We start from the raw sequence: 12,447 nt of genomic DNA, 5'->3' as shown, positions 1-12,447 counted from the left end.
TTTCACTATTTCGGCTAGACTTCCGGCCCCTGCTAGACGAACCCCATCATGCGCGTTGCTGACTTTACTTTCGAACTCCCTGATTCGCTGATTGCTCGCCACCCTTTGGCCGAGCGTCGCAACAGTCGCCTGTTGACCCTTGATGGGGTCAGCGGCGCCCTGGCGCACCGTCAATTCACTGATTTGCTCGAGCATTTGCGCCCGGGCGATTTGATGGTGTTCAACAATACCCGGGTGATTCCGGCGCGGCTGTTTGGCCAGAAGGCTTCCGGCGGCAAGCTGGAAATCCTGGTGGAGCGGGTGCTCGACAGTCATCGCGTGCTGGCCCATGTGCGGTCCAGCAAGTCGCCGAAGCCGGGGTCGAAGATCCTGATCGACGGCGGTGGCGAAGCCGAGATGCTGGCGCGTCACGATGCGTTGTTCGAGTTGGGGTTTGCCGAAGAGGTGTTGCCGCTGCTCGATCGCGTCGGGCACATGCCGTTGCCTCCTTATATAGATCGCCCGGACGAAGGCTCGGACCGCGAGCGATATCAGACGGTGTACGCCGAGCGCCTGGGCGCGGTGGCGGCGCCGACGGCGGGGCTGCATTTCGATCAGCCGCTGATGGAGGCGATTGCAGCCAAGGGCGTCGAGACGGCGTTCGTGACCTTGCACGTCGGCGCGGGTACGTTCCAGCCGGTGCGGGTCGAGAAGATCGAAGATCACCACATGCACAGCGAATGGCTGGAAGTCGGCCAGGACGTGGTGGATGCCGTCGCGGCTTGCCGCGCTCGCGGTGGTCGGGTGATCGCTGTGGGGACCACCAGCGTGCGTTCCCTCGAAAGTGCCGCGCGCGATGGCGTGCTCAAGCCGTTCAGTGGCGATACAGACATCTTTATCTACCCGGGCCGGCCGTTTCATGTGGTCGATGCCCTGGTCACCAACTTTCATTTACCCGAATCCACGCTGTTGATGCTGGTTTCGGCGTTCGCCGGTTATCCCGAAGCCATGGCCGCTTATAAAGCCGCCGTCGAGCATCAATACCGCTTTTTCAGCTACGGTGATGCGATGTTTATCACCCGTAACCCCGCACCACGTGGCCCTGAGGACAAAGAATGAGTCGCCAAAGTCGTATGTCGTTTGAGTTGCTTGCTACTGACGGCAAGGCTCGTCGCGGTCGTTTGACCTTCCCGCGCGGTACCGTCGAGACCCCGGCGTTCATGCCGGTCGGTACTTACGGCACCGTGAAAGGCATGCTGCCGCGGGACATCACCGCGACCGGCGCGGAAATCATTCTGGGTAACACCTTCCACTTGTGGCTGCGCCCTGGCACCGAAGTGATCAAGAAGCACGGCGACCTGCACGATTTCATGCAGTGGAAAGGCCCGATTCTGACCGACTCCGGCGGTTTTCAGGTGTTCAGCCTGGGCGCGATGCGCAAGATCAAGGAGGAGGGCGTGACCTTCGCTTCTCCGGTTGATGGCGCCAAAGTGTTCATGGGCCCGGAAGAGTCGATGCAGGTCCAGCGTGACCTGGGCTCGGACATCGTGATGATTTTCGACGAATGCACGCCGTACCCGGCTGATGAAGACGTCGCGCGGATTTCCATGGAGCTGTCATTGCGTTGGGCCAAGCGTTCGAAAGAAGCCCATGGCGACAACACGGCGGCGCTGTTCGGTATCGTTCAGGGCGGCATGCACCAGGATCTGCGCATGCGCTCCCTGGAAGGCCTCGACAATATCGGCTTTGATGGCCTGGCCATTGGCGGTCTGTCGGTGGGCGAGCCGAAGCACGAGATGATCAAGGTGCTGGATTACCTGCCAGGCCAGATGCCGGCTGACAAACCTCGTTACCTTATGGGCGTTGGCAAACCGGAAGATCTGGTTGAGGGTGTGCGCCGCGGTGTGGACATGTTCGATTGCGTGATGCCAACCCGTAATGCCCGCAATGGGCATCTGTTCATTGATACAGGCGTGCTGAAGATCCGAAACGCGTTCCATCGCCATGATGATTCGCCGCTCGATCCAACCTGCGATTGCTACACCTGCCAGAACTTTTCCCGCGCTTATCTGCATCACCTGGACAAGTGCGGCGAAATGCTGGGGAGCATGCTCAATACCATCCATAACTTGCGTCATTATCAAGTGCTTATGGCTGGTTTGCGCGAGGCTATTCAACAGGGTACATTGGCCGCCTTTGTCGATGCCTTCTACGCCAAACGCGGGTTACCTGTTCCGCCTTTGGACTGAGTTTTCTGACCCCAAGATTCAACATTTGCAACTGGAGTGCTAAATGAGCTTTTTTATCTCTAATGCCATGGCTGACGCTGCTGCACCGGCTGCTGCCGGCCCAATGGGTGGCGGTTTTGAGTGGATTTTCCTGGTCGGTTTCCTGGTCATCTTCTACCTGATGATCTGGCGTCCACAGGCCAAGCGCGCCAAAGAGCAGAAAACCCTGCTGGGCAGCCTGCAAAAAGGCGATGAAGTTGTGACCACCGGCGGCATCGCCGGCAAGATCACTAAAGTGGCTGATGATTTCGTGGTGCTGGAAGTCTCCGATACCGTCGAAATGAAGTTCCAGAAAGGCGCCATTGCCGCCACGCTGCCAAAAGGCACGCTCAAAGCGATCTAAGTTTCAACTTCTACTCAATCGACGGGGCGCGCAAGGCGCCCCGCGTCATAAGCGGGCGGCGTGATGCTGAACAAATACCCTCTGTGGAAATACATTCTGATCCTGGCGGTGCTGGCGGTCGGTCTGATTTATTCCGCTCCCAATTTATATCCTGATGACCCGGCCATTCAGGTCAGCGGTGCAAGCACTGCGCTGCAAGTCAATCAGGCTGATCTGGATCGTGTGAGCACTGCGCTCAAGGAGTCCGGGATCAACGTCAAGGCGGCCACTCTGGCTGCGAATGGCAAGGGCGGCCTGATACGTCTGACCAAGGCTGAAGATCAGCTGCCGGCCAAAGACGTCGTGCGCAAGGCATTGGGTGATGACTACGTCGTCGCGCTGAACCTGGCGCAAACCACCCCGCAATGGCTGCGCAACCTCGCCGCGCACCCGATGAAGCTGGGCCTGGACTTGTCCGGTGGTGTGCACTTTCTGCTCGAAGTGGACATGGACAAAGCTCTCGACGCACGCTTGAAAGTGTACGAAGGCGATGTGAAGAGCCTGTTGCGTAAAGAGAAACTGCGCTATCGCAGCCTGCCGCAAATCGACGGTGCCATTCAGTTGGGCTTCACCGATGAGGCCGCTCGCGAGCAAGCCCGCACGCTGATCCGCAAGAACTTCAACGATTTCGACATTGTTCCGGCCGACCTCAATGGTCAACCGGTGCTTCGTCTGGCGATGACCCCGGCCAAGCTGGCGGAAATCCGCGAATACTCCATCAAGCAGAACTTGACCACGGTACGTAACCGCGTCAACGAGCTGGGTGTTGCCGAACCGATCGTTCAGCGTCAGGGCGCCAACCGCATTGTGGTCGAGCTGCCGGGCGTGCAGGACACCGCAGAAGCCAAGCGTATCCTCGGCAAGACGGCCAACCTTGAGTTCCGTCTGGCGGCTGAGCCTGGTGCGTCGAAAGCTACCTCGGAAAGCTTCGAATTTCGTGAAGGCAATCGTCCGCCGGCACAGATCGAGCGCGGTCTGATCATCACCGGTGACCAGGTTACCGATGCCAAAGCTGGCTTCGGTGAGCAAGGCACGCCGGAAGTGAACATCCGTCTGGATGGCCACGGTGGCGAGCTGATGAGTCGTGCGACTCGCAGCAACGTCGGTCGCAGCATGGCGGTGATCTTCATCGAGCAACGTCCGGTCACCACTTACGTCAAGCAAATGGTTAACGGCGTCGAGAAAGACGTTCCGGTTCAAACCTTCAAAGAAGAGAAGAAGATCATCAGTCTGGCGACCATTCAGTCGCCGCTGGGTGCTCAATTCCGCATCACTGGCCTGAACGGTCAGGGCGAGTCGTCCGAACTGGCGCTGCTGTTGCGTGCCGGTGGTCTGGCTGCACCGATGTACTTCGCTGAAGAGCGCACCATTGGCCCGAGCCTGGGTGCGGACAACATCGTCAAAGGTATCGATGCATCGCTGTGGGGCATGCTGTTTGTCTCGCTGTTCATCATCGCCATCTACCGCTTCTTCGGCATCATTGCCACCGTCGCGCTGACCGTGAACATGGTGTTGCTGCTGGCCCTGATGTCGCTGCTGGGTGCAACGCTGACCCTGCCGGGTATCGCCGGTATCGTATTGACCATGGGTATGGCGGTCGACGCCAACGTACTGATCTTCTCGCGGATTCGTGAAGAGATCGCGGCGGGCATGACCGTACAGCGGGCAATCAACGAAGGCTTCGGCCGGGCATTCACCGCGATTCTCGACGCCAACCTGACTACGTTGCTGGTCGGCGGGATTCTCTTTGCGATGGGCACCGGTCCCGTCAAAGGTTTCGCAGTGACCATGTCCCTCGGGATCTTTACCTCGATGTTCACGGCCATCATGGTGACCCGCGCGATGGTCAACCTGATCTTCGGCGGTCGTGACTTCAAGAAGTTGTGGATTTAAGGGGCTGCCATGTTACGTACAATCAACTTCATGGGCGTTCGCAACTTTGCGTTCGGCGTCACATTGTTCCTTACTGCGCTGGCATTGTTCAGTGTTGCCACCAAAGGCATGAACTGGGGTCTGGACTTCACCGGCGGTACGCTCATCGAGCTGACCTACGAGCGTCCGGCCGATGTCACCAAGGTGCGTGAGCAACTGGCCACCTCGGGTTATCACGACGCCATCGTGCAGAGCTTCGGTGCGACTACCGATTTGCTGGTGCGCATGCCGGGTGAAGATCCGCAGTTGGGTCATCAAGTGGCAGAAGCGCTGCTGAAAGTCGGCGGAGACAACCCGGCGACGGTCAAGCGCGTCGAGTTCGTCGGCCCGCAGGTCGGTGAAGAACTGCGCGACCAGGGCGGCCTCGGCATGCTGATGGCGCTTGGCGGTATCCTGATCTACCTGGCTTTCCGCTTTCAGTGGAAGTTCGCGGTCGGTGCCATCGTTTCGCTGATCCACGACGTGATCGTGACCATCGGAATCCTGTCGTTCTTCCAGATCACCTTCGACCTGACGGTGCTGGCGGCGGTACTGGCGATCATTGGTTACTCGCTCAACGACACCATCGTGGTATTCGACCGGGTTCGTGAGAACTTCCGTGTGCTGCGCAAGGCCAGCCTGATCGAGAACATCAACATCTCGACCACGCAAACCCTGCTGCGGACCATGGCAACGTCGATCTCCACCTTGCTGGCGATCGCGGCCCTGCTGTTCTTTGGTGGCGACAACCTGTTCGGCTTCTCCATTGCCCTGTTTATCGGTGTTCTGGCGGGTACTTACTCGTCGATCTACATCGCGAACGTGGTGCTGATCTGGCTGAACCTGAGCACTGAGGATCTGATTCCTACAGTGGCTACCGATAAGGAAGTCGACGACCGTCCATAACGGCCATCGTTTTTCCAGCAGTCAGCCGAAAAAGGCGCGAGTTGAACTCGCGCCTTTTTTTATGCTCCAAGGCTGGGAGAAGCGCGGACATGTTTCGCGGGTGATGGTCAGGAGGTTCATGTGAACAAGTCGTTGCTGGTTGGTGCGGTATTGGGTGCTGTCGGTGTAACTGCCGGGGGTGCTGTTGCCACCTACAGCCTGGTTAAAAGCGGCCCTGAGTATGCGCAAGTGCTAGCCGTTGAACCGGTCAAGACACAAATCAAGACGCCACGTGAAGTGTGCAAGGATGTAGCGGTGACCCGGCAGGCGCCGGTGAAAGATCAACACCAGATCGCCGGTACGGTGGTGGGTGCGCTGGCAGGCGGTCTGCTGGGTAACCAGATCGGCGGCGGCACCGGTAAGAAAATTGCCACGGTTGCAGGCGCGGTTGGCGGCGGATATGCCGGCAACAAGGTTCAGGAGGGCATGCAGGAGCGTGACACCTACACCACGACGCAAACTCGCTGTAACACGGTGAATGACATCAGCGACAAGGTCGTTGGCTATGACGTTCGTTATTCGCTGGATGGCAAAGAAGGCAAGGTGCGGATGGATCGCGATCCGGGTAACCAGATTCCGGTCGACAAGGAAGGCAAGCTGGTTCTGTCGCAGAATGAGCAGGCTCACTAAAAAGCTGAAATTCAGATTCAAAAAGAAGCACCCTGCGGGGTGCTTTTTTTATGCCTGGAATGCAGGCTCGAAGTCACCACGAGACCCTGTGGGAGCGGGCTTGCCCGCGATAGCGGAGTTGCAGTCGCCATTAATGGTGCAGTTGATGGCGCCATCGCGGGCAGCCCGCTCCCACAGGGGTATGCAGTGATCTGAAGGACGAATCCCAGGCATAAAAAAAAGCACCCCGAAGGGTGCTTTTTTGTGGCTGGTCGCTTAGCGTTTCAGCGAGGCTGGCAGGTGCGGCTGGATGGCCGTCAATACTGCTTTGAAGCACTTGGTGTTACCGGCAACGATGTGGCCTTTCTCAAGGAAGTCGTGCCCGCCGGTGAAGTCGCTCACCAAGCCACCAGCTTCCTGGATCAGCAGGGCGCCTGCCGCCATGTCCCACTCGGACAGGCCTGATTCCCAGAAAGCGTCGAAACGGCCGGCAGCCACGTAGGCCAGGTCCAGGCTCGCCGAACCTGCGCGGCGGATGCCGGCGGTCTGGCCCACCAGGGCGCGGAACATGCCCAGATAGTTGTCGAGGTTGTCCATCTGGTCATCACGGAACGGGAAGCCGGTACCCAACAGGGCGCCGTCGAGGCTGGTGCGGCCGCTGACGCGCAGGCGACGACCGTTCAGTTGAGCGCCGCGACCACGGCTGGCGGTGAATTCTTCCTGGCGAACCGGGTCCAGAACAACAGCGTGTTCCAGGCGACCGCGGTATTTGCAGGCGATGCTGACAGCGAAGTGAGGAATGCCGCGCAGGAAGTTGGTGGTGCCGTCCAGCGGATCGATGATCCACAGGTATTCTTCGCCTTCGATCCCGGTGCCGGCGTGCATGCCGGTTTCTTCACCCCTGATCGAGTGATTCGGGTAGGCCTTGCGCAACGCGTCGATGATTTTCTGTTCGGCAGCGCGATCAACCTCGGATACGTAATCCTTGGCGTCTTTTTCGTCGACCTTGATGGTATCCAAGCGCTCGATGGAGCGGAAGATCAATTCACTGGCGCTGCGGGCGGCGCGCAGCGCGATATTCAGCATGGGCTGCATGGATGTGTCACCTAAGGTTGTTAAAGAAAGCCGGGCATTCTATCAGAACTTTTCTACAGGTGAAGGTCGGTGTTCGCTTTCATAGCTTAACGGTGTGTCCCGCCTCGAAAATACGTTCACATTTTGACGAGTGGTCAATGTTGGCAGGCAAGGCGCCGCGCCGACTCATAGCTTGCTATGGGGAGAAGCGGCAACGCAGCATGCCAACATTGAACGCCGTCAAAAGTGAACAGTTATTTTTGAGGCGGGACACCCCGATGCTCTGTAAGATTCTGCCCCCTAATTCAGTGTTCGAGAGCGCCTACCTTGCTGCATAACATTCGTGTCGTCCTGGTCAATACCAGCCATCCCGGCAACATCGGCGGGGCTGCGCGTGCCATGAAGAACATGGGCCTGTCGCGGCTGGTGCTGGTTGAACCGCGGCTGTTCCCGCACCACGAGGCCGATGCTCGCGCTTCCGGCGCCGGGGACATCCTTGAAAACGCGCAAGTCGTCGCCACCTTGGAAGATGCCTTGGTCGGCTGCAATCTGGTGCTCGGCACCAGCGCCCGTGACCGTCGCATTCCCTGGCCGTTGCTTGATCCCCGCGAGTGCGGTGTGAAAGTGGTCGAGGAAGCCACGTCGGGCGCCGAGATTGCCTTGGTCTTTGGTCGTGAAGATTCCGGCCTGACCAATGAAGAGCTGCAGCGATGTCATTATCACGTGCACATCCCATCAGACCCTGAGTTCAGTTCGCTGAACCTCGGGGCAGCGGTGCAGGTGTTGAGCTATGAAGTGCGGATGTCCTGGCTCGCGGCCCAAGGCCAGCCGAGCAAGGTTGAGAAGGATGAAGTGGCGTCCACCAAGAGTGGTGAGCTGGCGACCATGGATGAGCTGGAGCGATTCTATGAACACCTGGAGCAAACCCTGGTGGCCATCGAATTCCTCGATCCGGAAAAGCCTCGGCACTTGATGGCGCGCCTGCGCCGGTTGTACGGTCGAAGCTCGGTCAGCCGGGCGGAAATGAATATATTGCGTGGCATCCTCACGGAAACCCAGAAAGCGGCCCGTGGCGAGCTTCTAAAGCGGAAGGATTAAAAATGTTCGAGCGTTTGCGTGAAGATATCCAGAGTGTTTTCCATCGTGACCCGGCTGCGCGCAACGCCTTTGAAGTTCTGACCTGCTACCCGGGCATGCACGCCATCTGGATCCATCGCCTGTCGTCGGCCCTGTGGGGTATGGGCTGGAAATGGCTGGCGCGGCTGGTGTCGAACTTCGGTCGCTGGTTGACCGGGATCGAAATCCATCCTGGCGCCAAGGTCGGTCGTCGCTTCTTTATTGACCATGGAATGGGCATTGTCATCGGTGAAACTGCCGAGATCGGCAATGACGTCACCCTTTATCAGGGTGTGACCCTTGGCGGTACCAGCTGGAACAAGGGCAAGCGGCACCCGACATTGGAAGATGGCGTGGTGGTAGGCGCAGGCGCCAAGGTGCTCGGTCCTTTCACGGTGGGCGCGGGTGCCAAGGTCGGTTCCAATGCTGTCGTCACCAAGGCTGTACCGGCCGGGGCGACAGTGGTCGGCATTCCGGGGCGGATCATCGTCAAATCCGATGAAGAGCAGGACGCCAAGCGCAAGGCCATGGCCGAGAAGATCGGCTTCGATGCCTACGGTGTCGGTGAAGACATGCCCGACCCAGTGGCGCGTGCCATTAACCAATTGCTGGATCACTTGCAGGCGGTCGATGGTCGTCTGGAGGGGATGTGCGGGGCGTTGAAGGATCTGGGCAGTAATTACTGTGCGAAAGATCTGCCTGAGCTGCGTGAAGAAGACTTTGCCTGTGTAAAGGACAAGGATCAGAGTCAGGCCAGCTAGACCGAGTCGACTTCAATCGCGGGCAAGCCCGCTCCCACATGAATTGCGCCATGCATGCCATCGAAGGCAGACAAAGGCCCCTGTGGGAGCGGGCTTGCCCGCGATGAACGATAACGCGCAATTGCTGGCTGTAACCGGTCGGCTTTTGCTATAATGCGGCCGCTCTTTTGCGGGTAATCCTGACTAAAGTACTAGGTCTTATAGTTGACTTAAATACTCGGGAATTGCATACTCGCCCCATTCCGAACTCCGTGGTAATTGTCCATGCGACTGACTACAAAAGGCCGATACGCCGTAACCGCCATGCTCGACCTGGCGTTGCACGCGCAGCACGGGCCGGTGTCCCTGGCCGATATCTCCGAGCGCCAAGGCATCTCCCTGTCCTACCTCGAACAGCTTTTCGCCAAATTGCGCCGCAGCAATCTGGTCTCCAGCGTTCGCGGTCCGGGCGGTGGCTACCAACTGTCCCGCGACATGCAGGGCATCCAGGTCGCCCAGGTGATCGATGCGGTAAACGAATCGGTCGATGCCACCAAATGCCAGGGCCAGGGTGATTGCCATCAAGGCGATACCTGCCTGACCCACCACTTGTGGTGCGATCTGAGCCTGCAGATTCACGAATTTCTGAGCGGTATCAGCTTGGCTGATCTTGTCACTCGCCGTGAGGTACAAGAAGTAGCCCAGCGTCAGGACCAGCGTCGTTGCAACAGCAAGACGCCACGCCTGGACAAGATTGAAGCGTCCGCCGTCGAATGACAGCCAAAGAGCTAGCGGCACGCCAGCCAGCCTGATTTAGGAGATAGTCCATGAAATTGCCGATTTACCTTGATTACTCTGCGACCACCCCGGTTGATCCGCGTGTTGCGCAAAAGATGAGTGAATGCCTGCTGGTCGACGGAAACTTCGGTAACCCGGCGTCCCGTTCCCACGTGTTTGGCTGGAAAGCTGAAGAGTCCGTCGAAAACGCTCGTCGTCAGGTCGCAGACCTGGTCAACGCCGATCCGCGTGAAATCGTCTGGACCTCCGGTGCCACCGAGTCCGACAACCTGGCAATCAAGGGTGCGGCGCATTTCTACGCCACTAAAGGCAAACACCTGATCACCACCAAGATTGAGCACAAGGCTGTCCTCGACACCATGCGCCAACTGGAGCGTGAAGGTTTCGAAGTGACCTACCTCGAGCCTCAGACCGATGGTCTGGTGACCCCGGCGATGATCGAAGCCGCCCTGCGCGACGACACCATCCTGGTCTCGGTCATGCACGTGAACAACGAAATCGGCACCATCAACGACATCGAAGCCATCGGCGAACTGACCCGCTCCAGGGGCATTCTGTTCCACGTTGACGCCGCTCAGTCCACCGGTAAGGTCGAGATCGACCTGTCGAAGCTGAAAGTCGACCTGATGTCGTTCTCCGCCCACAAAACCTACGGCCCTAAAGGCATCGGCGCACTGTACGTCAGCCGCAAGCCGCGTGTTCGCATCGAAGCGACCATGCATGGCGGCGGTCACGAACGTGGCATGCGTTCCGGCACCTTGGCGACCCACCAGATCGTCGGCATGGGCGAAGCGTTCCGCGTAGCCAAGGAAGACATGGCGGCCGAGAACATTCGCATCAAAGCCTTGAGCGACCGTTTCTTCAAGCAGGTCGAAGACCTGGAAGAGCTGTACATCAACGGCAGCATGACCGCCCGCGTACCGCACAACCTGAACCTGAGCTTTAACTACGTTGAGGGCGAGTCGCTGATCATGGCGCTCAAGGACCTGGCGGTTTCGTCCGGTTCGGCCTGCACCTCGGCATCGCTTGAGCCTTCGTACGTTCTGCGCGCCCTGGGCCGCAACGACGAACTGGCACACAGCTCGATTCGCTTCACCTTCGGCCGTTTCACCACCGAAGAAGAAATCGACTACGCCGCGCAGAAAGTCTGCGAGGCCGTTACCAAGCTGCGCACCTTGTCGCCGCTGTGGGACATGTACAAAGACGGTGTCGACATTTCGAAAATCGAGTGGGCGGCACACTGATTTCAAGTCGCCGCAAACCGGCCCTGCAGGACTTCGGTTCGCAGGGCTCAAGAGCGACTCTCTGATGAGTGAGGATTAAGAATCATGGCTTACAGCGAAAAGGTCATCGACCACTACGAGAACCCGCGCAACGTCGGCAAGATGGACGCGGAAGACCCTGATGTCGGCACCGGCATGGTCGGCGCTCCGGCGTGCGGCGACGTGATGCGCCTGCAGATCAAGGTCAACGAACAAGGCATCATCGAAGACGCCAAGTTCAAGACCTACGGTTGCGGTTCGGCGATCGCCTCCAGCTCCCTGGCGACCGAGTGGATGAAAGGCAAGACTCTGGATGAAGCAGAGACCATCAAGAACACTCAGCTGGCCGAAGAACTGGCCCTGCCGCCAGTAAAAATTCACTGCTCCGTACTTGCTGAAGACGCTATCAAAGCGGCCGTTCGCGACTACAAGCAGAAGAAAGGCTTGATCTAAGCATTAAGCGACGAGTAAGGAGTCAACGATGGCTATCAGCATGACAGAAGCGGCTGCTCGACACGTGCGACGCTCCCTTGACGGGCGCGGCAAAGGTGAGGGGATTCGTCTGGGTGTTCGCACCACGGGCTGTTCCGGCCTTGCCTACGTGCTGGAGTTTGTCGACGAGGTGGTTGCAGAGGATCAGGTGTTCGAAAGTCACGGCGAGAAAGTGATCATCGACCCGAAAAGCCTGTCCTACCTGGACGGCACCGAACTAGATTTCGTCAAGGAAGGGTTGAACGAAGGCTTCAAGTTCAACAACCCCAACGTACGCGGTGAATGTGGCTGCGGCGAAAGCTTCAACATCTGAGGCTGCTCGTGGGTACTCCTTGTCATTACGCTTTATTTGAACTGCAACCGAGCTTCCGTCTGGATCTCGATCAGTTGGCCACGCGCTATCGTGAGTTGGCGCGAGGTGTTCATCCGGACCGTTTTGCGGACGCTTCCGAGCGTGAGCAACGGCTGGCGCTAGAGCAATCCGCGAGCCTCAACGAGGCCTATCAGACGCTCAAAAGTCCCCCAAAGCGCGCGCGATACCTGCTCGCCATGGGTGGTCGCGAGCTGCCGCTGGAGGTCACGGTGCATGATCCGGAGTTTCTTCTGCAGCAGATGGAGCTGCGTGAAGAGCTCGAAGACCTGCAAGACAGCGCCGACCTGGCGGGTGTTGCAGTGTTCAAGCGTCGGCTGAAGACGGCCCAGGATGAACTGAACGAAAGCTTCGCAGCCTGTTGGGATGATGCCGCGCAACGTGAACAGGCCGAACGCCTGATGCGGCGCATGCAGTTCCTCGACAAGCTCACCTACGAAGTGCGCCAGTTAGAAGAGCGCCTCGACGATTAACCCAGTGC

At 58.6% G+C, this 12,447-nt stretch carries 14 protein-coding genes; 13 read left to right on the top strand and 1 reads right to left on the bottom strand.

The genetic code is table 11. The features are described from left to right. Positions 1-48 precede the first annotated feature (48 nt). The 6 genes from queA (at position 49) to ACYZT6_RS21700 (ending at position 6,135) form a co-directional block, all read left to right on the top strand. Positions 49-1,098 (top strand): tRNA preQ1(34) S-adenosylmethionine ribosyltransferase-isomerase QueA, encoded by a 1,050-nt coding sequence (gene queA, locus ACYZT6_RS21725; protein WP_461955570.1) that lies wholly within the window; start codon positions 49-51, stop codon positions 1,096-1,098. A 14-nt stretch (positions 1,099-1,112) separates the two neighbouring features. Next, the gene (tgt, locus tag ACYZT6_RS21720) at positions 1,113-2,228 is read left to right on the top strand and encodes a tRNA guanosine(34) transglycosylase Tgt (RefSeq protein ID WP_283184523.1); all 1,116 of its coding nucleotides are present in this window, start codon (positions 1,113-1,115) and stop codon (positions 2,226-2,228) included. A 43-nt stretch (positions 2,229-2,271) separates the two neighbouring features. Beyond that, the gene (gene yajC, locus ACYZT6_RS21715) at positions 2,272-2,610 is read left to right on the top strand and encodes a preprotein translocase subunit YajC (protein ID WP_131059389.1); all 339 of its coding nucleotides are present in this window, start codon (positions 2,272-2,274) and stop codon (positions 2,608-2,610) included. A 63-nt stretch (positions 2,611-2,673) separates the two neighbouring features. Further along, positions 2,674-4,542 carry a protein translocase subunit SecD gene (secD, locus tag ACYZT6_RS21710; RefSeq protein ID WP_462028577.1) on the top strand — a complete coding sequence of 623 codons (1,869 nt, stop codon included), beginning with the start codon at positions 2,674-2,676 and terminating at the stop codon, positions 4,540-4,542. Between the two features lie 9 nt (positions 4,543-4,551). Continuing rightward, a complete protein-coding gene (gene secF / locus ACYZT6_RS21705) occupies positions 4,552-5,466 on the top strand; it encodes a protein translocase subunit SecF (protein ID WP_462028576.1) in 915 nt (304 codons plus the stop codon). A 120-nt stretch (positions 5,467-5,586) separates the two neighbouring features. Continuing rightward, a complete protein-coding gene (locus tag ACYZT6_RS21700) occupies positions 5,587-6,135 on the top strand; it encodes a glycine zipper 2TM domain-containing protein (protein WP_010457893.1) in 549 nt (182 codons plus the stop codon). Positions 6,136-6,390: 255 nt separating this feature from the next. On the opposite strand, the gene suhB is transcribed toward ACYZT6_RS21700, so the two are convergent. Then, a complete protein-coding gene (gene suhB / locus ACYZT6_RS21695; RefSeq protein ID WP_137218382.1) occupies positions 6,391-7,209 on the bottom strand; it encodes a type III secretion system regulator SuhB in 819 nt (272 codons plus the stop codon). Positions 7,210-7,515: 306 nt separating this feature from the next. On the opposite strand from suhB, the gene trmJ reads away from it, so the two are divergent. The 7 genes from trmJ (at position 7,516) to hscB (ending at position 12,439) form a co-directional block, all read left to right on the top strand. Next, a complete protein-coding gene (gene trmJ, locus ACYZT6_RS21690; protein WP_462028575.1) occupies positions 7,516-8,286 on the top strand; it encodes a tRNA (cytosine(32)/uridine(32)-2'-O)-methyltransferase TrmJ in 771 nt (256 codons plus the stop codon). Positions 8,287-8,288: 2 nt separating this feature from the next. Further along, positions 8,289-9,065, top strand: coding sequence for a serine O-acetyltransferase (gene cysE, locus ACYZT6_RS21685; protein ID WP_033061461.1), 777 nt, complete (start codon positions 8,289-8,291; stop codon positions 9,063-9,065). 264 nt (positions 9,066-9,329) lie between these two features. After that, on the top strand, positions 9,330-9,821 hold the full coding sequence (gene iscR, locus ACYZT6_RS21680; RefSeq protein WP_008042436.1) for a Fe-S cluster assembly transcriptional regulator IscR: 492 nt from the start codon (positions 9,330-9,332) through the stop codon (positions 9,819-9,821). A 50-nt stretch (positions 9,822-9,871) separates the two neighbouring features. After that, positions 9,872-11,086, top strand: coding sequence for an IscS subfamily cysteine desulfurase (locus ACYZT6_RS21675; RefSeq protein ID WP_462028574.1), 1,215 nt, complete (start codon positions 9,872-9,874; stop codon positions 11,084-11,086). 84 nt (positions 11,087-11,170) lie between these two features. Then, entirely contained in the window at positions 11,171-11,557 is a 387-nt protein-coding gene (gene iscU, locus ACYZT6_RS21670; RefSeq protein ID WP_003443374.1) for a Fe-S cluster assembly scaffold IscU, read from the top strand. 28 nt (positions 11,558-11,585) lie between these two features. Further along, positions 11,586-11,909, top strand: a complete 324-nt coding sequence (gene iscA / locus ACYZT6_RS21665; protein ID WP_028620147.1) for an iron-sulfur cluster assembly protein IscA — start codon at positions 11,586-11,588, stop codon at positions 11,907-11,909. Between the two features lie 8 nt (positions 11,910-11,917). Continuing rightward, entirely contained in the window at positions 11,918-12,439 is a 522-nt protein-coding gene (hscB, locus tag ACYZT6_RS21660; protein ID WP_131059383.1) for a co-chaperone HscB, read from the top strand. Positions 12,440-12,447: the final 8 nt, after the last annotated feature.

This window comes from Pseudomonas sp. RT6P73 (assembly GCF_054897715.1).
This window is presented reverse-complemented; position numbering and strand designations above follow the sequence as displayed.